The following is a 19,881-nucleotide window of genomic DNA, read 5'->3' as shown; positions in this document are numbered from 1 at the left end:
AAGGTGGCGCGGATCCGGGTTCGGCGCGCGCCGCCGCGCTGGCGCAGGCCACGCCGGCAGTGTTCGCCCCCGGCTGCGGCGGCGGCAGGCCCTATGACGGCCTGTGCGAACACGCGCCGGACGCGCGCGCGGTATTCGCCCTGCTGGCGGACGACGACGGCCCGGCGGTCCCGCTCGGGACCTTCACCGGCGCGCTGCTTCCCGTGGGAGAGGGGGCGCTGCCAGGCCAAGCGCCGCGCTACCTGATCGAACGGATGCCGGCAGCCAGCGGCGCGCTGCTGTACCGGGTGAGCGCGCTCGGCTTCGGCAGCGCGGCGACCACCCAGGTGGCGCTGCAGGCCTATTACCGCAAGCTGCCGGCCGGTCCGGCAGAAGAATCAGACCCGCAAGCGCCGGCCCCCGCGCCGCCCGCCTTGCCGGGCACGGCGGGCGGACCCGGCATCCGGGTAGGCTGGCGCGAGATCGGCAACTGGCACGAGGCCGTGGCGGCGGGAACGGAGGGATGATGATGCGCTGTCGTGGGTTCACGCTGGTGGAGTTGCTGGTCGTGCTGGCGATCGTCTCGATCCTCGCCGCGATCGCCTATCCGGGGTATGCGCGCCACGTGGTCAAGGCGCGCCGGGTCGAGGCCCAGCTGGCGCTGGTCGACGCCATGCAGCGCCAGGAACAGTACCGCGCCCTGCACCATACCTATGTGGCGTTCTCGGTCGCCTCGCAGGATGCGGACAGCCGCCAGTTCCGCTGGTGGCTAGGTTCGCGTCCGCAGGACAGCGCCTATGAGCTCGACGGGCGCGCCTGCGAAGGGCAGGCGATCAGCCAGTGCATCGCGCTGCGCGCCCGGCCGGGCACCGCGAACGTCGACACCGGCTTCAGCGATCCCGACTGCGGTGAGCTGCGCCTGGACAGCACCGGTGCTCAGGGCGCGAGCGGCAGCGGGCCGCGCTGCTGGCCATGAGCGGCCCCGTCCAGAGCCGCGCCGCCAAGGGCGCCACCCTGGCCGAGCTTGCCGTGGTGCTGGCGATTGCCGCCGTGGCCTTCGCGGTCGCCGCGCCGGACTTGCACGCCTTGCTGGCTTCCCAGCAGATCAGGGCGGCGGCCGGCGAACTGCATGACGCCATCCTGCATACGCGGGCCCAGGCGATCGCCCGCAACGAACAGGTCAAGCTGGTGCCGCGCGACCCGGCCGGGGCCGACTGGTCGCGCGGCTGGACCGTCTTCATCGACCGCGACGGCGACCGCCAGCCGGGAACGCTTGATGAGATACTGGCCGTCCACGGGCCGCTGCCGCAAGGCCTGCGCATCGACTTTTCCTTCACCCAGTCAGCGCCGCCCCAGTACATCGCCTACAATGGCGCCGGACGCAGCTGCAGCGACAGCAACAGCGGCGCGTCGCGGCTCGGTACGCTGACCATCTTCCACGGTGGGCACACCCGGCGTATTAAAATCAACATGCTCGGACGCGTACGTCAGTGCAACCCGGCGCGCGACGATGGCTGCGACGGCGCCCAGGCGCCGCCCTAGCTCCCGGCTGCGGGCTCGATAGCGGAACGGAATACCTTGGCAAACGACACGGCACAGATTCACAACGATACCGACGGCATGGCGCTGGCCCTGGCCTGGGCGGCGAAAGGCATGTTGATTACGGCGCCGAATCCCCGGGTCGGCTGCGTGATCGTGCGCGACGGCGTCGTGATCGGCGCCGGCCACACCCAGCCCGCCGGGCAGGCGCATGCCGAGATCGAGGCGATGCGCGACGCGCGCCAGCGCGGCCACGAGGTGGCCGGCGCCACCGCCTACGTCACGCTGGAGCCCTGCAGCCATTACGGGCGCACGCCGCCATGCTCGAACGCGCTGGTACAAGCAGGGGTCAAGCGCGTGGTGGCCGCCATGCTCGACCCCAATCCGCTGGTCGCCGGCCGCGGCCTGGCCCAGCTGGAGGCGGCCGGCATCGCCGTCACCTCGGGCGTTCTGGCCGAGCAGGCCCATGAGCTGAACATCGGCTTCTTCTCGCGCATGCGGCGCGGCCTGCCCTGGGTGCGCCTGAAGGTCGCCGCCAGCCTGGACGGCGCCACCGCGCTGGCCGATGGCGAAAGCCAGTGGATCACCGGCCCGGAGGCCCGCGCCGACGGCCACGCGTGGCGCGCCCGCGCGCAGGCGATCCTGACCGGCATCGGCACGGTCAAGGCCGACGACCCGCAGCTGACCGTGCGCGGCATCGACACCCCCTTGCCGCCGCGCCGCGTGATCGTCGACAGCCGGCTCGAGATCGACCTCGGCGCGCGCATCCTGCAGGGAGAGCCGTGCTGGATCGTCGCCGCCCTCGACTTGCAGGAAAAAAGCGCCGAGAAGGCCGCGCTGCTGCGTGCGGCCGGCCATGAAGTCATCCTGCTGCCGAATGCGACGGGCAAGGTCGACCTGCCGGCCCTGATGCGCGAACTCGGCCGGCGCGAGATCAACGAAGTGCACGTGGAAGCCGGTTCGAAATTGAATGCGTCGATGGTGCGCGAAGGCTGCGTCGACGAACTGCTGGTTTACCTGGCCCCGAGCCTGATCGGGCCGGGGCAGGGCATGTTCGCGCTGTCGCCGCTGGCGAAGCTTAGCGACCAGCGCCGGCTGCGCTTCCACGACCTGGCGCGGGTCGGCGAAGACATCCGCATCCTGGCCCGCTTCGCCCAACCCGAAATTAACACTGATCACACCGAACACACTGAGGAATAAGCCGTATGTTTACTGGAATCGTCGCCGCCGTCGGCAACATCACGTCGGTCACCCCGCTGGAGGGCGGCTCGTTCGCGGGCGTGCGCCTGGAAGTCGATGCCGGCCCGCTGGGCCTGGCGGACGTCGCGCTGGGCGACTCGATCGCCATCAATGGCGCCTGCATGACCGTGGTCGCCAAGACCGACCAGGCCTTCACCGTGGACGTCTCGCGCGAAAGCCTGAGCAAGACCGTGGGCTTGGAAGCCCCCGGCGAAGTCAACCTGGAAAAGGCGCTGACCCTGGCCGAGCGCCTGGGCGGGCACCTGGTTTCCGGCCACGTGGATGGGCTGGGCACCGTGCACAGCTTCGAGCCGGTGGGCGAGTCGCGCGAACTGGTGATCGACGCGCCGGCCGAGCTGGCCAAATTCCTGGCCTACAAGGGTTCGGTGGTGGTCAACGGCGTCTCGCTGACCGTCAACCGGGTCGAGGATGTCGTAGGCGAGGCGGGCAAGGTGTGCCGCTTCTCGATCAACCTGATCCCCCACACGATCGAGGTCACCACCCTCAAGCACCTGAAGGCCGGGTCGAAGGTGAACCTGGAGATCGACCTGATCGCGCGCTACGTGGAGCGCATGCTGTCGGCCAGGGGCTGATTCAGCCGCCCGGCGCCGCGCTGTTGGCGCCGGAGGCCGCCACCGCCGTCGCGGCCTGTTGTTCGGGATTGAGCACCACCTGCACGTAGTTCTGCTGGTTGAAGTAGCGGCGTGCCGCAGCGCGGATCTCTTCGCCTGTGATCGCCTGCACCTGCTTCTCGACCTCGAGGATCGCGCCCGGGTCGGTGCCTTCGCTCAGCGCCGATTGCAGGTGCGACAGCCAGTAGCCATTCTCGCGCAGCGAGCCGCGGTGGTTCTGGATCCAGTTGCGCTTCACCTTGTCGAGGTCGGCCATGTCCGGCCCCTCGGCCTGCAGGCGCGCGATTTCGGCGAAGGTCGTCGCGATCACCTTGTCCACATTCTCGGGCCCGGTCGGCAGGGTGACGCCGATCGAGTAATTCCCGTATGGGATCTTGCTCAGCACGCCTGAGGCGCCGCCGCCGTAGATCAGCGCCATCTTTTCGCGCAGCACGTCGATGATGCGCAGGTTGAGCACCTCGAGCAGCGCCGCCAGGCGCAGTTGTTCGGCCTCGCTGAACTCGGCCTTGCCGGTAAAGGTCAGCGACACCGTACTCTTCGGCTCGGAGCCGCTGCGCACCTCGCGCTTGACCACGCCCGTCGCCGGACGCAGGCCGACGTCGCGGTAGGCCACCGTGAGCTCGGGCGTCGGCAGGCTGCCGAGATAGGTCGCCAGCAGCGGCTTGAGGGCCGTTACGTCGAAGCTGCCGACCAGGATGAAGGTGAGGTCGCGGGCGCTGGAAAAGCGCTGGCGGAAGATGTCGATGCTGCGATCCAGGTCGATCTGCTCGTATTCCTCGGCCTTCAGGGTGCGCGGCGCGCGCGGGTGCATGTTGTACAGCGCCGCCATCACCGCGTCGCCGAAGCGCGCGCCGGGCTGCGCGGTCTGGTTGCGCGCCTGCTCGACCTGCTTGCCGACGTAGGAGCGGAACAGGTCTTCGTCGCGCCGCACCCCCTGGAACTTCAGCCAGGTCAGCTGCAGCATGGTCTCGATGTCGGTCGCGCCCGAGGCGCCCACCACCACGTCGGTGTAGTTGGCCAGGCCGACGTTCACCTGGGCCGCCTTGCCCGCCAGGATCTTGCGCATGTCGAGCGGGGTGAAGTCCTTCACGCCCATGCTGGCCACGATCGCATTGGCGAAACGCGCATTCAGGATGTCCTGGTCGCCGAACAGGCTCTGGCCGCCGAAGCGGGCGGCGCTCATCAAGACCTGGTCGTTGCGGAAATCGGTCGGCTTGAGGATCACCTTGACCCCGTTCGACAGCGTCAGGCGGGTCAGGCCGAGCGCCTTGTCATGCGACTCGGCCACGATGCTGCCGGGCTTCGGCGGGCGCTCCATCAGGCGCGCCGCCACCGCCTTCTCGTCGTGCGGAAGGAGTTCGGCGCGCTCGGCGCCGGCCACCGCCGCCAGCAGCTGCGCGCCTTTCGGGGTGTCGGGGCGGGTCACGCCGGTGTACAGCACCAGCTTGCCCGAGTCCGCCGGAATGGTGCGGCGCGCGTAGGCATTGACCTCGTCCAGGGTGATGCCGGGCAGCAGCTCCTTGACGTAGCGGTATTCGGCGTCGATGCCGGGGATCGCCTCCTGCTGCAGGAAGTTGCGGATGTATTCGGCGGCATAGGTGCCGGAATCGCTCTTGGCGCGCTCGTTCCAGGCCTGCTCGTAGTTGCGCATCAGGCTCTTCTTGACCCGCTCCAGTTCCGCCGCGCCGAAACCGTAGCGGCGTGCGCGCTCGTTTTCCTCGACCAGGGCGGTGAGCGCGGTTTCGGCGCCGCGCGGTCCCAGCGCGGCCGAGGCGTTGTACGAGCGGTAGCGCGGCGTCAGCTTGCCGAGCGAGCTGCTGGCGCCCATGAAGGGTGGCTCCGGCAGCTGCGACAGTTCCTGCAGGCGCTGGTTGAGCATGGCGGAGAACAGCGATTGCACCAGGTCGTCGCGGTAGGCGCGGATGGTGCCGGCTTCGACCACCGGCTGGACCGGGTAGCGGATCAGCACCGCATTGCCGGTGGCCTCGTTGTCGGTGACCACCAGGGCCTGGGTAGCCTGGCGCGCCGGGATCTCGGCATAGGCGCGCGGACGCGCCGGCACCGGGTTCTTCAAGTGGGCGAAATGCTGCTTCACCAGCTGTTCGGCCTGCAGCGGATCGATGTCGCCGACCGCCACCACCGCCATCAGGTCGGGGCGGTACCAGTCGCGGTAGAAGCGGGTCAGGGCGTCCGGCTTGAAGCTGCGCAGCACCTCTTCGGTGCCGATCGGCAGGCGCTCGGCGTACTTCGAGCCGTTGAAGATCGCCGGCATGATCTGCTTGCTCATCCGGTCCGAGGCGCCTTTGCCGAGGCGCAGCTCTTCCAGCACGATGCCGCGTTCCTTCTCGACCGCATCCGGGTCGAAGCGCAGGCCGTGGGCCCAGTCCTCCAGCACCTGGAAGGCTTTCGCCACGTGCTCGGGCTTGTCGGTGGGGATCGGCAGGATGTAGACGGTCTCGTCGAACGAGGTATAGGCGTTCAGGTCGGCCCCGTAGCCGACGCCGATCGACTGCAGGTAGGACACCAGCTCATGCTTGTGGAAGTTGGTCGAGCCGTTGAAGGCCATGTGCTCCACGAAATGGGCCATGCCGCGCTGGTCCTCGTCTTCGAGGATGGAGCCGGCCTTGACCACCAGGCGCAGCTCGAGCTTGCGCTCGGGGCGGGCATTGCGCTGGATGTAATAGCTCAGGCCGTTGGCGAGCTTGCCCACCTTGACCTGCGGGCCGACCGGGATCGGGGCGTCCAGGCGCAGCGGCGCCGCTGCACCGGCACTGGCCTTGGCGGCGGGCTTCGCGGAAGCCGCGGCGGCATGGCCGGCCAGCGCCTGCGCACAGAGCAGCGCGGCCACGCACAGACCGCGCATGAAATTCTTGCTCATCGGGGATCCAGTTCTAGGGATGAGCACGCATTCTACCGCGCACACCCCAGGAAACTGTTGCACAGTCGTATATGCATGTCAAACCGGGCATCTCACACCGCCACGCGCCCCTTGGCCAGCAGCGCGGCCATCTCGTGCGCCGTCACCGGGCGGCTGTACAGGTAGCCCTGCATCACGTCGCAGCCGATCAGGCCCAGGAAGTCGCGCTGCCCGATCGTCTCCACGCCCTCGGCCACGACCGACAGCGACAGGCCCTGGGCCAGCGCGATGGTGGCCTGGGCGATGGCCGCGCTGCGCTGCTCGGTGGTGATGTTGCGCACAAACGTCTGGTCGATCTTCAGCTTGTCGAGCGGGAAGCGCGACAGGTAGCCGAGCGAGGAATAGCCGGTGCCGAAGTCGTCCAGCGACAGCGACACGCCCAGGGCGCGCAGCTCGGCCATCTCGGTCTCGGCCACGCTGCTGTCCCCGAGCATCACGCTTTCGGTCAGCTCCACCTCCAGGTAGCGCGGCGCCAGGCCGCTCTCCGCCAGGGCCTTGCGCACGACCGTGCTCACCGAACCGGACTTGAACTGGTTGGCCGAGACGTTGACGGCCACCCGCACCGGCGGCAGGCCGGCGTTTTGCCAGGCCTTGTTCTGGAGGCAGGCCTGGCGGATCACCCACTCGCCGATCGGGTGGATCAGGCCCGTGTCCTCGGCCATCGGGATGAAGTCGGCCGGGGAGACCGTGCCGATCTCCTCGCTGCGCCAGCGCAGCAGGGCTTCCATGCCGACCACGCTGCCGTCGATGCGCGAGACCTGGGGCTGGTAGTGCAGGGCCAGTTCGTCGCGCTCGATCGCGCGCCGCAGGCGCGTCTCCAGCGCCAGCCAGCGCAGCGCCTGGGCGTTCATCTCGCCCTTGAAGAAGCGGAAGCCGTTGCGTCCCGCGCCCTTCATCTCGGTGAGCGCGGCGTCGGCGGCCTTGAGCAGGTCGCCCGGGGCGTTGCCGTCGCGCGGGAAGATGCTGATGCCGACGCTGCCGGTGACCACCACGTCGTGCTCGCCCACCGAGTGCGGCTGGGCGATGGCGTCGATCAGGCGGCGCGCGGCCAGGATGATGTCGTCGTTGTCCTTGCAATTGGTGAGCAGCAGGACGAATTCGTCGCCGGACAGGCGCGCCAGGGTGTCGGTCGGGCCGGCGATTCCACCGACCCGGCGCGCCACCTCGCGCAGCACGGCGTCGCCCGCCGCATGGCCCAGGCTGTCGTTGATGCGCGAGAGGCGGTCGACGTTAAACAGCAGCACTGCGAGCTGGCCGTCGCCCAGGCGCGCGGCGGCCATTGCCTGCTGCAGGCGGTCATTGAACAGCGAGCGGTTCGGCAGCAGCGTGAGGGCGTCGTGGTTGGACAGGAAGTCGAGCTGGTGGTGCGCCGCCTTCAGCGCCGACAGGTCGGTGGAGACCGAGACGTAGGCGGTCAGCTTGCCGGATTCGTCGTGCACGGCGCTGATGCTGAGGCGTTCCGGGTAGACCTCGCCGTTCTTGCGGCGGTTCCAGATTTCGCCGCGCCACTGGCCTTCCTGTTCCAGGCGATGCCACATGTCGCGATAGAACGAGGCGTCGTGCCGGCCCGAGCGCAGGATGCGCGGGTTCCGGTCCAGTATCTCGGATTCGCGGTAGCCGGTGATCTGCTCGAAGGCCGGGTTGATGGCGACGATGCGCGCCTCGGCATCGGTCATCAGGATCCCTTCCTGGGTGCTGTCGAAGACCTGGCGCGCCAGCTCGAGCCGGTGCTCGCTCTCGCGCAGGGCCTTGTCGGCGTCGGCGCGCGCCATGGCTTCCAGCTGCAGCTGGGTGGCGTGGCGCTGCACCACGTCGTACAGGTTCAGGTTTTCATAGGCCACCGCGAGCTGGGCGGCCAGCGCGGTCGCCCAGCGCTCTTCCTCGTCGGTGAAGCTGGGGGCGCCCGGGCGGCGTGCGCAGTACAGCCAGCCGTGCGGATGCTGCAGGTCGTGCACCTGCAGGCCGAGGAAGCTGCCCATGGGTGGATGGCAGGACGGCATGCCGCCCAGCAGGGGATCGCCTTGCGCCAGGCGCAGCGGGGCCCTGGCGCGCAGCAGCATGCCGGGCAGCTGGCCCTCGTCCAGCGCGTGCGAGGCGAGCAGTTCGGGCGCCAGCGCCCAGGTGTCGAGGTGGCGCACGCCGCGTTCGCCCCGGTCGAGCAGGCACAGCGCGGCAAAATCGGCATGCAGCACGCGCCGTGCGGCGTCCNNNNCTCCGGCACCGGCAGCGGCGGGTCGCCTTCGAGCACGCCCAGCTCGAGGTTGATGGCGTCGAGGATCTGCTGCGGGTCGGCCGGCTTGGGCAGGACGGTGGCGACGCCGCTGCGCGCCGCCATCGCCTTGGTCTCGCGCTCGGCATACACCGCGGAGAAGAAGATCACGCGGATGCCGCGCAGGTCGGGGTTCTGGCGCAGCTGCTGGACCAGCTCATAGCCATCCATGACCGGCATCAGGATGTCGGTAATGATCAGGTCGGGACGCTGGGCACGCGCCAGCGCCAGCGCCTCGGCGCCGTCTTCCGCCTCCAGCAGGCGGTGGCCGGTGAAGCCGAGCAGGGCGTTCAGGAAGGCGCGGTTGCTCGGCCGGTCGTCGACGATCAGGATCGTAGCCATTCAGTCCTGCCTTTCTTGCGAAAGCGGACTGCGACTGAGCGAATGCGGAACGACCGCCATGTCTACTCCAGGAGATGGCCGCGTAGCGCCGGGGAAAGGCCTCGGCGGCACATGCGGCCGCAATGTTTTTATCATAATCGAGTCGTGCTTGAACACGCTCTTTGTTGCGTGTCGGAAACTTAGCTTAGCAATTCTCACCGCATGAAAATACACACATTGTTGCATGTTGCTTGATGGCAACGTAAGTTGACGAACTCACAGTGTTGTGTTGAAGAGGATCGCCAGTGCTTCGGTTGAAAGGCGGTAAATCCTTTAAAATAGCGGATTGTGCAAAATCCGTTTCAAGGAATTCGTATGTCTATCTCCAGCACCGAGGAAATCGTTGCCGAATTGCGCGCCGGGCGCATGGTCATTCTTGTCGACGAAGAAGACCGCGAAAACGAGGGCGACCTGGTGCTTGCCGCCGATTTCGTCACTCCGGAAGCGATCAATTTCATGATCCGCCATGCGCGCGGCCTGGTCTGCCTGACCCTGACCGAAGAGCGCTGCGACGAACTGGCGCTGCCGATGATGACGTCGAAGAACGGGACCTCCTTCGGCACCAATTTCACGGTGTCGATCGAAGCGGCCGAGGGCGTGACCACCGGCATTTCCGCGGCCGACCGCGCGCGCACCATCCAGGTGGCCGTGAACAAGGGCACGACGCCGGACGACCTGGTCCAGCCGGGCCACATCTTCCCGCTGCGCGCCCAGAAGGGCGGCGTCCTGATGCGCGCCGGCCATACCGAAGCCGGCTGCGACCTGACCGAGATGGCCGGCCTGACCCCGGCCTCGGTGATCTGCGAGATCATCAAGGAAGACGGCACCATGGCGCGCCTGCCGGACCTGATCGAGTTCGCCAAGGAGCACAAACTGAAGATCGGCACCATCGCCGACCTGATCCATTACCGCAGCCAGAACGAAAGCCTGGTCGAGCGCGTGGCCGAGCGCCCCTTGAGTACTCCGTACGGTGAGTTCAAGCTGGTCGCCTACCGCGACAAGCCGAGCGGCGCGGCCCATCTGGCCCTGGTGCATGGTGAACTGTCGCGCGACAAGGAAGCGCTGGTGCGCGTGCACCAGCCGGTGTCGATCCTCGACGTGCTGGGCGACTGCGCTTCGACCCACTCCTGGGACCTGGCCTCGGCCATGAAGGCGATCAAGGGCGGCGATTCGGGCGCCATCGTGCTGCTGAACTGCGGCGAGACCGCGGACCAGCTGTTCGCCCAGTTCGCCCCGCGCGACACCAGCGCCCGCAGCGCCCGCGCGGCCTCGATGGACCTGCGCACCTATGGCATCGGCGCCCAGATCCTGCGCAACCTCGGCGTCGGCAAGATGCAGCTGCTGGCCAACCCGCGCAAGATGCCGTCGATGACGGGCTTCGACCTGGAAGTCACCGGCTACCTGCCGCAGCCCACCGCCTGACGCGGCGCGCCCGGACATAAAATCACACTACTATATACATACCAATCGAGAAGAAGAGGTCAGCCATGACGGTAGGAACTTTTGAAAGCAATCTGGCGGGTGAAGGCCTGCGCATCGGCATCGTGCAGGCACGATTCAACGCCGACATCGGCCACGGCCTGCTGTCGTCCTGCCTGGCCGAACTGAAGCGCCTGGGCGTGGCCGACGAGGATATCCTCCACATCACGGTGCCGGGTGCGCTGGAAGTGCCGCTGGCGCTGCAGAAGATGGCCGAGACCCAGCAGTTCGACGCGCTGATCGCGCTGGGCGCGGTGATCCGCGGCGAGACCTATCACTTCGAGCTGGTATCGAACGAATCGGGCGCGGGCATCACCCGCATCGGCCTGGACTACGGCATGCCGATCGCCAACGCCATCCTCACCACCGAAAACGACGAGCAGGCCGAAGCCCGCATGGCCGAGAAGGGCGCCGATGCGGCGCGCGTCGCGGTCGAGATGTCGAACCTGCTGTTCGCACTGGAAGAGCTGCAGGCCGAAGACGAATAAAGCGCTTAACAAAACCCCCAGGGCAAGGCGCATCGTCGAAGACAGTACGATAGTACGGCGAGACGATGCAACGCCGCCATGGGGGGAATTGTTAGGCGCGCTAAGAATAAGCAGTAAAGGAAACCACATGACCGACAAGACCACGCACGCCAACCCGAGCAAGAACCGCACGCCGCGCCACCGCGCGCGCGAGTTCGCGCTGCAGGGCCTGTACCAATGGCTGCTCAACAACGAACCGGCCCGCACGGTCGTCACCAACATCCGCGGCGCCCACGGCTTCGACAAGGCCGACGGCGAATTCTTCAGCGAACTGCTGAACGGCACCATCGCCACCTCGGTCGAGCTGCGCGAAGTCATCGCACCGCTGATCGACCGCGGCGTGGCCGAGCTGTCGCCGATCGAGCACGGCGTGCTGCTGCTGGGCGCCTACGAGCTGAAGAACCATCCGGAAATCCCGTACCGCGTCGTCATCAACGAAGCGGTCGAGCTGACCAAGTCCTTCGGCGGCATCGACGGCCACAAGTATGTCAACGGCGTGCTGGACAAGCTGGCCTCGACCCTGCGTCCGGACGAGGTGGGGGCGGACGCGCGCCGCTGATAGCAGGTCTTCTATATATATATAGAAAGAGAAAGCCACCGTGGCGATGCCCGGTGGCTTTTTCTATTTGCGCTGCCCCCCGCGGGAGGTCAGGGAATCACGCGCACGTTGCGAATCGAGGGCGCATCGCCCGAGTGATTTTGCAGGGAGAAAACGAGCGAAAGCAGCGAGAGAGTCTGGACGCTACGGTCTTCGCGCTCACCAGGCCGATATCCGAGAACGGTCAAATATTGTCCCTTGTAAGGCACTGAAATGGCTGCATCCGGTTGCTTCGGCCCCAGCACCATGTCGAACAGCTTTGCCGACTTGTCGGCCAAGGGAATCTTGACAGGTAAGCTTTGTGCCTGGCACCTTGTATCCAGCTTCCCCCCCAGTGTCCGGGTTTTGGCATCGACTGAGCTCACCCAAGTAGTACAACATGGATTGCGTTGACCGCAGGACCAGATTGAACGAGCTTGCCTGCTTCTTGCCTCCCGCAGCCTGCGCCGGCGGTTCGCGCTGGCTCATGGTTTTGAACTCCGCCGAGAGGGTGCGCGGATTGGTTTGCTCACCCGATATCACGGCAGCCTGCTTAGGATAGGCGATTTCGCATACCGCCGAGGTGTCCTTGCCGGATGGCGTCTCTGCTTGAGTAAATCTGAGGCGGGACTCGGAGGTAAGTATTCCAAGCCGAACAAACGCAGGCGGGTCACTGACATTTTCTGTCGTCCCATCTTTATTCGTTGGAATCGGAACGAGGCCAGCAGCTTTTGCTGCGCTCAGTTGCTCAATGTCGGTCATGGCGGAAACCGGTATTGCAGCACTGTAGAAGGTAGGCTTTTTTGTGTTCGGAAAGTGATAAGCGGCATTGCTGCAGAGAAGTTACGACCTCCTGAAAGTCCTTGAAGCTTGGTGAGACTGGACTGTTGTCGTAGCTTTTCACGACATCGCCTTTATCGTCGAGCACTTGGATCGAGCTGACGAGAAGATGCAGGAGCATCGCTTGCGGCCAACCTTGATTAGCGAAATAGGCCAGCAGTTTCGGGTCGACGGGCGTTGTGATTCCACGTGTAAAGTTTTGAGAAACGAAACTGACCGTATCGACGCCCGCGTTTAGCGATATCGACGGCTTGAATGCTTCATTGAGGCTCCCTTGTAGCCATTCGAATCCAAGGGTCGACCCCGCGAATGGAATTCCACCCGGCCCGGCGCGAACGACGTCGAGTTGGGTGAAGTGCATTGGCATCCGCTCCTGGGCACGCGCAATGTTCAGGAGGAGATATGCGTTATGCGCTTCTTCCTGCACCAGATTCGATGTGATCGCGCTCCGTGTGAGAGGCGAAGTACAGCCAGCAAGCGCGAGCGCAAGCGGCCCCAAGATGAGTGGAACGATAGAAAAGCGCATGGCATCTCCCCAAGAAGATCATGCCTCCGAAATCGCACGGTAGCATGCGAGTTCCGGGCGGCAGTGCGGCGAATTTATGAATATTTCGTCTTGCCATGGAAGAGTATCGCTACTATTGCTCAAAAGTCAATTAACAAAAAACTATTATTCTGGGAACTTAAGAGGATTATGTATTGCTGCGGCAGCACCCGTCCGAGCAAAAAAAAGCCACCGCAAGCGGTGGCCGTGAGGAGTGATTTCGCCTAGCTTACAGGGTCGCCAGCGCTTCCGAACCGTGGTTCTCGGCCTTCGCCGGCGCGGCGGCCGGCGTCTCGGTCGGGCTGGCTGCGGGAGCCTGCTTCACCAGCGTGGTAGCCGGCAGCGGACGCGGATTGGTAGTCGGGACCTTGTGGCCCTTGGCAACCTGCTTGAGCTTCTTGTATTCGGCCAGCACCTTGGCGCCATAGCCCGAATCGGTTTCCAGGTCGGCCGCGCCGACGTAGGTCTTCAGGCCGCCTTCGACCGAACCGGTACGCTTGACGTAATCCTTCAGGATCAGGGCGCCCACCTTGATGTTGGCGACCGGATTCAGGGCCGCCTGCTGGCCGCCCACTTGTTCGAACTTGTCGTGATGGACCTTGGCCATGACCTGCATCAGGCCCTTGGCGCCCATCGGGCTCTCGGCGAACGGGTTCAGGCCCGATTCGATCGCCATCACGGCCAGGATCAGGAGCGGATCCAGCTTGACCTCGTGCGCCGTCATGTAGGCGGTCGAGACCAGCATGTTGGCGGCGTCGCTGGCGACGCGGTAGCGCTTGCTCAGCCAGGAAGTGACCCATTGCTGCTGCTTGCTGTTGCCGAGGTGCTGGGCACTGGCATGGGTGGTTTCGACGGCTTCGGCGACGTCGGCGACAACCGGCGCCGGTGCGGCCTTGGCCACGACCACGACTTCAGGTTCCGGATGCAGCATGTCCGAGACGCGCTTGGCGACGTCTTCGTTGGTATAGAGCAGCGCAAGCATTGCGATTGCCGAAAGACCGAAAACGGTCAGGGTGTTGCGTGCGGTATTCAGTACACCGCGTGCCGTTTTGCTCACGGAAGACCACGTGACTGGCTGGCTGGCCATGGTTTGCACGAGCCTTGCGCTCGTGATGAAACGATTGATCATCGAATTCCCCTTGTCGCGGCGAAAAGCAGCCCTGTCACAGCGTCTCCAGGGAGATGTGCGCTGCGTCGGGTTACTGAATGCCGTGCATCAGAAATATCGTAGGTCGCCGCCTTGCGGCCGACTAACGCCGTCATTGCTTTGCTACAGCTGGCTGCTTTGAAACCCGTGCGGGTGGAACCAGTGGCTCAACAACTGTCTCGGGGGATTGGGCAGACGCCCAGTGAAAACACTCCTCAAAATGTCATGTGGGGCCCCGACCCCGTGAATGCATGAGAACAGCTAAAATCATGTCAGAAAGACTGCCTGCCTCATCAAGTAGGACGGATTCTAGTGGCTCACTTATACCAAGTCAACCCTAGCACGATCCGCTCTTATTACTTTTAGTTCTGATTTCCGAGACGAAATTTTGAAAAGTCTTGCTAAATCAGCTACTTGGCATGGTGCCTTGAACAAGCTTCTACTGACGAGATTACGATCAAAACTTGATGAAATATTCAGATTTGCGGGACTTTATGGCTCAGCTCGAGCGAATGGGCGAGCTCAAGCATGTTGGCGTACCGGTGTCGCCCCACCTCGAGATGACGGAGATCTGCGACCGCACGCTACGCGCCGAAGGACCCGCGCTGCTGTTCGAGAAGCCCACCGGTCACACGATCCCGGTCTTGGGCAACCTGTTCGGCACCCCGCGCCGGGTAGCGCTCGGCATGGGGGCGGAAGACGTGGGCGAGCTGCGCAAGATCGGCCACGTGCTGGCGCGCCTGAAGGAGCCGGAGCCGCCCAAGGGCTTCAAGGACATCATGGGCCTGGGCTCGCTGGTCAAGGCGGTATGGGACATGGCGCCGAAAGAAGTGAAGGGCGCCTCCTGCCAGGAAATCGTCTGGGAAGGGCAGGACGTCGACCTGGCGCGCCTGCCGATCCAGCACTGCTGGCCGGGCGACATTGCCCCTCTCATTACGTGGGGCCTGGTGATTACCAAGGGACCGCACAAGAAACGGCAGAACTTAGGAATATATCGCCAGCAGGTGCTGGGCCGGAACAAGGTGATCATGCGCTGGCTGGCGCACCGCGGCGGGGCCCTCGACTTCCGCGAGCACGCGCTGGCCAACCCGGGCAAGCCGTATCCGGTGGCGGTGGCGCTGGGCGCCGACCCGGCCACCATCCTGGGCGCCGTCACCCCGGTGCCGGACGCTTTGTCCGAATACCAGTTCGCCGGCCTGCTGCGCGGCCAGCGCACCGCGCTGACCAAAGCCATCGGCAGCGAGCTGCGCGTGCCGGCGTCCGCCGAGATCGTGCTGGAAGGGCATATTTACCCGGACGCGAACCACCCGTCCGGCTTCGAGCACGCACTCGAAGGTCCGTACGGCGACCACACCGGCTATTACAACGAGCAGGACAGCTTCCCAGTGTTCACCGTCGACCGCATCACGATGCGGCGCGACCCCATCTACCACTCGACCTACACCGGCAAGCCGCCCGACGAGCCGGCGGTGCTGGGCGTGGCGCTGAACGAGGTCTTCATCCCGCTGCTGCAGAAGCAGTTCAGCGAGATCACCGACTTCTATCTGCCGCCGGAAGGCTGCAGCTACCGGATGGCGGTGGTGCAGATGAAGAAGCAGTACGCGGGTCACGCCAAGCGCGTGATGTTCGGGGTCTGGAGTTTCCTGCGCCAGTTCATGTATACCAAGTTCATCGTGGTGGTGGACGAGGACGTGAACGTGCGCGACTGGAAGGAAGTCATCTGGGCCATCACGACCCGGGTCGATCCGACCCGCGACACGGTCATGGTCGACAATACCCCGATCGACTACCTCGACTTCGCCTCGCCGATCAGTGGCCTGGGCAGCAAGATGGGCATCGACGCCACCAACAAGTGGCCGGGCGAGACCAATCGCGAGTGGGGCACGCCGATCGCCATGACGCCGGAAGTCAAGGCGCGCGTGGACGACATCTGGGGGACGCTGGGACTGTAGGGCGGCGAACTCCCGTGCGGCGCGTGGGGCGAGGGACGGCTAGACTGCCATTTTGACCACCACGCACATGGAGGCCCGATGAACATCCTGATGGTGCTGACCTCGCACGACCGCCTCGGCGACACCGGCAAGAAAACCGGTTTCTGGCTGGAGGAGTTCGCCGCTCCCTATTATGTATTCAAGGATGCCGGCGCGACCCTGACGCTGGCCTCGCCGCGGGGCGGACAACCGCCGCTCGACCCGAAGAGCGACGAGCCCGATGCCCAGACCGAGGCGACCCGGCGTTTTCGCGCCGATCCCCAGGCCCAGGGGGCGCTGGCGAATACCGTCACCCTGTCGGGCGCGCGCGCGCAGGACTTCGACGCCGTGTTCTATCCCGGCGGCCACGGCCCGCTATGGGACCTGGCCCAGGATGCCGATTCGATCCGCCTGATCGAGGCCATGATCGCCGCCGGCAAACCGGTGGCCGCGGTGTGCCATGCCCCGGGCGTGCTGGCGCAGGTCAGGGGAGTGGACGGCGACCTCCTGGTCAAGGGCAAGCGCGTGACCGGTTTCACCAATACGGAGGAGGAGGCTGTCGGCCTCACCGGGGTGGTGCCTTTCCTGGTCGAGGACATGCTGGTGAAAAATGGTGGCCAGTACAGCAAGACGGATGACTGGCAGCCCTACGTGGTGACCGACGGCCTGCTCGTCACGGGGCAGAATCCGGCGTCCTCCGAAGCGGGCGCGCATGCCTTGATGGCCTTGCTGAAGGATCGCGCATAGCCTTCGCAAGATCCGGCCCCAAAAACGGTGGGGTCGGGTATAATGCTTGCTGGCGGGCCCCTGCGCATTGTGGCATGGTTTACCTGGTCAGGTCGGGAACGAAGCAGCCAAAGCCGTTCACCGCAAGTGCCGCAGATCAGGCTCGCCTCTTCCTTCTTCTTTCCCCCCCTTCGTATTCTCCCCACAGGGTCTCCGTTCCCTTGCGCTGGCGCTCGTCATTTTCGTGGTGTTCTTTGCGACCGGCTCAGACATTCTCACCAATTGTTGCATTCGGTTGACAGAATTGCGCGATAAATTGTCATAATTGACGATAGGTGTTGCCTTGGGGCACTTTTCTTGATTCAATCTCACGTATCGTACATACGGAGTTTGCTGATCATGGAAAATCGCGTCTCGCTTCACCAGCACTATCTGCGTGCAGATCGCCTGATGGTGGGGATCCTCTGGGGGCTGTTCGCGATGGCGCTTGCCTTGTCCAGCATGTACGACACCCTGCGCTGGGCCCTGCTGGTCGGCCTGCCGGCGGCGGGCATTCCGACGGCGCTGATGCTGTTCGCAGGCGGCAGCCGGGCCAGCCGGATGAGCGTGGCCGTGGCGCTCATGGTGTTCAGTGCGCTGCATATTCACCAGGCCGCCGGGCAAACCGAGCTGCACTTCGGTATCTTCGTCCTGCTCGCTTTCCTGCTGTGCTACCGCGACTGGGCGGTCATCGTCGTGGCCGCCGCGGTCGTGGCGCTGCATCACCTGTTGTTCAACTACCTGCAGGAACTCGGCTTCGGCGTGCGATGCCTGGCCGAGCCGGGTCTCGGCATGGTGCTGGTGCACGCCGGCTACGTCGTAGTGGAGAGCGCACTGTTGTGCTACCTGGCCCGGTTGCTGCGGCGCGACGCGCTGCAGTCGGCCGAATTGAGCACGAGCGTCAAGCTCATGCGGGGAGAAGAAGGCACGATCAGCCTCGAACCCGAGTTGCTGCCGGCGTCGAGCAACAGCGGACGCGCGCTGCAGGGCGTGGTCGGCTTGCTGCAGGAGGCCATGGGACGGGCACAGCGCGGCGCGCAGGCGACCGCCGCGACCTCGTCCGAGATCGCCAGGACCAACGCGGAACTGGCCGCGCGTACGGGCGAACAGGCCGCGGCCATCCATGCCACTGTGAAGTCGATGGCGCAGCTCACCGGCTCGGTCAGCCAGAATGCCGAGCATGCGCGGCTTGCCAACGAATTGGCCGGCAGCGCGTCGGAAGTCGCGGCCCGCGGCGGCCAGGTGGTGGCGCAGGTGGTCGACAGGATGCAGGCCATCGACGCGTCCTCGCGCCGGATCGGCGACATCATCTCGGTCATCGACGGCATTGCCTTCCAGACCAACATCCTGGCGCTGAACGCCGCCGTCGAGGCCGCGCGCGCGGGCGAGCAGGGACGTGGCTTCGCAGTCGTCGCCGGCGAGGTGCGCAGCCTGGCGCAGCGTTCGGCGACGGCGGCGCGCGAAATCAAGGAGCTGATCGAAGCGTCGAGCGCGCAGGTCAGCGCCGGCAGCGCCCTGGCGCAACAAGCGGGCCAGACCATGGAGCAGGTGGTCGATGGCGTGCACAAGGTATCGAGCCTGATCGCCGAGATCAGCGGCGCCAGCCGCGAGCAGGCCGGCGGCATCGCCGCGATCGGGCAGGCCATGCAGGACATGGATGCCCTTACACGCGGCAATACCGGACGGGTCGAGGAGGCCGCCGATGCCGCGCAGCGGCTGGCCGCACAGGCCGAGCACCTGGCGCACGTAGTGGGCGCCTTCCGCCTGGGGCGGCCGCAGGCGGCCGCGGCAGGCGGCCGGGCGCCTGAAGATTTACTGCAGTTGCCATAAAGCACTGCCGCGGAATGTTCGCGGCAGTCGCCAACTGCGGTAAAATCCCGGCATGTCCTATCAAGTCCTCGCCCGCAAATACCGTCCCAAGAACTTCGAAACGCTGGTCGGCCAGGAGCACGTCGTCCGTGCCCTGACCCATGCGCTCAGGACCGGCCGCCTGCACCACGCCTACCTGTTCACGGGGACGCGCGGGGTCGGCAAGACGACGCTGTCGCGTATCCTGGCCAAGTCGCTCAACTGCGTCGGCCCGGACGGGCAGGGCGGGATCACGGCCGAACCTTGCGGCGTGTGCGAGGCCTGCCGTGCGATCGATGCCGGGCGTTTCGTCGACTACATCGAGATGGATGCGGCGTCCAACCGCGGCGTGGACGAGATGGCCCAGCTGCTGGAGCAGGCGGTGTACGCGCCGAGCAACGCGCGCTTCAAGGTCTACATGATCGACGAGGTGCACATGCTCACCAACCACGCGTTCAATGCGATGCTCAAAACGCTCGAGGAACCGCCGCCGCACGTGAAATTCATCCTCGCGACCACCGACCCGCAGAAGATCCCGGTCACGGTGCTGTCGCGCTGCCTGCAGTTCAACCTCAAGCAGATGCCGCCCGGCCACATCGTCGGCCACCTGGAAAACATCCTCGGCCAGGAAGGCGTGGCCTTCGAGCAGCCGGCCCTGCGCCTGCTGGCGCAAGGCGCCCACGGCTCGATGCGCGACGCGCTGTCGCTGACCGACCAGGCGATCGCCTATGCCGCCGGCCAGGTTACCTTGGATGCGGTGCAGGGCATGCTGGGCGCGCTCGACCAGTCCTACCTGGTGCGCCTGCTGGACGCGCTGCTGGCGCAGGACGGCGCCGACCTGATGGCGGTGGCCGACGAGATGGCCAGCCGCAGCCTGTCGTATAACGGCGCGCTGCAGGACCTCGGCACCTTGCTGCACCGTATCGCGCTGGCGCAATCGGTGCCCTCGGCGGTGCCGCAGGACCTGCCGGAACTGAACGACATCCTGCGCCTGGCCCAGGCCTTCGATGCGCAGGAAGTGCAGCTGTATTACCAGATCGCCGTGCACGGCCGCAACGAGATCGGCCTGGCGCCGGACGAATACGCGGGCTTCACCATGACCCTGCTGCGCATGCTGGCCTTCCGTCCGGGGCAGGGCGGCGCCGAATTGCCACCAAGCGCACCGGCCGCCTCGGCGCCGGGTCAGACGCCGGCCGCGCGCGCCGCGGCGGTGGCCGCCGCCAGCCAT

At 65.8% G+C, this 19,881-nt stretch carries 17 protein-coding genes, 1 other RNA gene and 1 pseudogene; 13 read left to right on the top strand and 6 right to left on the bottom strand.

All coding sequences use genetic code 11. The annotated features are described in order from the left end of the window. From B2R83_RS21855 to B2R83_RS21835, 5 genes are all read left to right on the top strand, one after another. Nucleotides 1–506: pilus assembly protein (locus B2R83_RS21855; RefSeq protein WP_414674461.1), on the top strand; the 506-nt coding region annotated here is incomplete at its 5' end. Next, nucleotides 506–955: a type IV pilin protein gene (locus tag B2R83_RS21850; RefSeq protein ID WP_292044951.1), complete on the top strand. Its 450-nt coding sequence runs from the start codon at nt 506–508 to the stop codon at nt 953–955. The genes B2R83_RS21855 and B2R83_RS21850, both read left to right, overlap by 1 nt. Further along, nucleotides 952–1,521, top strand: a complete 570-nt coding sequence (locus B2R83_RS21845) for a GspH/FimT family protein (RefSeq protein ID WP_292044949.1) — start codon at nt 952–954, stop codon at nt 1,519–1,521. The genes B2R83_RS21850 and B2R83_RS21845 overlap by 4 nt, the downstream gene beginning before the upstream one ends. Nucleotides 1,522–1,599: 78 nt before the next feature. After that, a complete protein-coding gene (gene ribD, locus B2R83_RS21840) occupies nt 1,600–2,718 on the top strand; it encodes a bifunctional diaminohydroxyphosphoribosylaminopyrimidine deaminase/5-amino-6-(5-phosphoribosylamino)uracil reductase RibD (protein ID WP_292044952.1) in 1,119 nt (372 codons plus the stop codon). Between the two features lie 5 nt (nt 2,719–2,723). Beyond that, nucleotides 2,724–3,350, top strand: coding sequence for a riboflavin synthase (locus B2R83_RS21835; protein ID WP_292044948.1), 627 nt, complete (start codon nt 2,724–2,726; stop codon nt 3,348–3,350). Between the two features lies 1 nt (nt 3,351). Here the strand turns inward: B2R83_RS21835 and B2R83_RS21830 are convergent, their stop codons facing one another. The 3 genes and pseudogenes from B2R83_RS21830 to B2R83_RS21820 all read right to left on the bottom strand — a co-directional run. Further along, the gene (locus B2R83_RS21830; RefSeq protein WP_292044946.1) at nt 3,352–6,267 is read right to left on the bottom strand and encodes a M16 family metallopeptidase; all 2,916 of its coding nucleotides are present in this window, start codon (nt 6,265–6,267) and stop codon (nt 3,352–3,354) included. Between the two features lie 92 nt (nt 6,268–6,359). Beyond that, nucleotides 6,360–8,498, bottom strand: coding sequence for a putative bifunctional diguanylate cyclase/phosphodiesterase (locus B2R83_RS21825; protein ID WP_292044944.1), 2,139 nt, complete (start codon nt 8,496–8,498; stop codon nt 6,360–6,362). A 128-nt stretch (nt 8,499–8,626) separates the two neighbouring features. Next, nucleotides 8,627–8,917 (bottom strand): annotated as a pseudogene (locus B2R83_RS21820) (response regulator); the annotation flags it as partial. A gap of 354 nt (nt 8,918–9,271) precedes the next feature. Between B2R83_RS21820 and ribBA the strand changes: the two are divergent. From ribBA to nusB, 3 genes are all read left to right on the top strand, one after another. Then, nucleotides 9,272–10,378, top strand: a complete 1,107-nt coding sequence (gene ribBA, locus B2R83_RS21815) for a bifunctional 3,4-dihydroxy-2-butanone-4-phosphate synthase/GTP cyclohydrolase II (protein ID WP_027866172.1) — start codon at nt 9,272–9,274, stop codon at nt 10,376–10,378. A gap of 65 nt (nt 10,379–10,443) precedes the next feature. Then, nucleotides 10,444–10,923, top strand: a complete 480-nt coding sequence (ribH, locus tag B2R83_RS21810) for a 6,7-dimethyl-8-ribityllumazine synthase (protein WP_027866171.1) — start codon at nt 10,444–10,446, stop codon at nt 10,921–10,923. Between the two features lie 127 nt (nt 10,924–11,050). Next, complete coding sequence (nusB, locus tag B2R83_RS21805) at nt 11,051–11,521, top strand: transcription antitermination factor NusB (RefSeq protein ID WP_036216485.1); 471 nt, start codon at nt 11,051–11,053, stop codon at nt 11,519–11,521. Between the two features lie 89 nt (nt 11,522–11,610). Here nusB and B2R83_RS21800 read toward each other — a convergent pair whose 3' ends face one another. The 3 genes from B2R83_RS21800 to B2R83_RS21790 form a co-directional block, all read right to left on the bottom strand. Then, on the bottom strand, nt 11,611–11,838 hold the full coding sequence (locus tag B2R83_RS21800) for a hypothetical protein (RefSeq protein WP_292044940.1): 228 nt from the start codon (nt 11,836–11,838) through the stop codon (nt 11,611–11,613). Between the two features lie 449 nt (nt 11,839–12,287). Further along, nucleotides 12,288–12,905, bottom strand: a complete 618-nt coding sequence (locus B2R83_RS21795) for a hypothetical protein (protein WP_292044937.1) — start codon at nt 12,903–12,905, stop codon at nt 12,288–12,290. A 247-nt stretch (nt 12,906–13,152) separates the two neighbouring features. Next, on the bottom strand, nt 13,153–13,905 hold the full coding sequence (locus B2R83_RS21790) for a transglycosylase SLT domain-containing protein (RefSeq protein WP_292044935.1): 753 nt from the start codon (nt 13,903–13,905) through the stop codon (nt 13,153–13,155). A gap of 632 nt (nt 13,906–14,537) precedes the next feature. Between B2R83_RS21790 and ubiD the strand changes: the two genes are divergently transcribed. From ubiD to dnaX, 5 genes are all read left to right on the top strand, one after another. Next, the gene (gene ubiD / locus B2R83_RS21785; RefSeq protein WP_292044934.1) at nt 14,538–16,022 is read left to right on the top strand and encodes a 4-hydroxy-3-polyprenylbenzoate decarboxylase; all 1,485 of its coding nucleotides are present in this window, start codon (nt 14,538–14,540) and stop codon (nt 16,020–16,022) included. A gap of 78 nt (nt 16,023–16,100) precedes the next feature. After that, complete coding sequence (locus B2R83_RS21780; RefSeq protein WP_292044933.1) at nt 16,101–16,787, top strand: type 1 glutamine amidotransferase domain-containing protein; 687 nt, start codon at nt 16,101–16,103, stop codon at nt 16,785–16,787. Between the two features lie 51 nt (nt 16,788–16,838). Beyond that, nucleotides 16,839–16,937: signal recognition particle sRNA small type (gene ffs, locus B2R83_RS21775), an RNA gene on the top strand. A 228-nt stretch (nt 16,938–17,165) separates the two neighbouring features. After that, the gene (locus B2R83_RS21770) at nt 17,166–18,635 is read left to right on the top strand and encodes a methyl-accepting chemotaxis protein (RefSeq protein WP_292044932.1); all 1,470 of its coding nucleotides are present in this window, start codon (nt 17,166–17,168) and stop codon (nt 18,633–18,635) included. A 52-nt stretch (nt 18,636–18,687) separates the two neighbouring features. Further along, the coding region (gene dnaX / locus B2R83_RS21765) for a DNA polymerase III subunit gamma/tau (RefSeq protein ID WP_292044931.1) at nt 18,688–19,881 on the top strand (1,194 nt) is incomplete at its 3' end.

This window comes from Massilia sp. UBA6681, from assembly GCF_002454935.1.
GTDB lineage: Bacteria > Pseudomonadota > Gammaproteobacteria > Burkholderiales > Burkholderiaceae_D > Telluria > Telluria varians.
The sequence above is the reverse complement of the archived record's forward strand: the minus strand, read 5'-3'. Positions and strand labels throughout refer to the sequence as shown.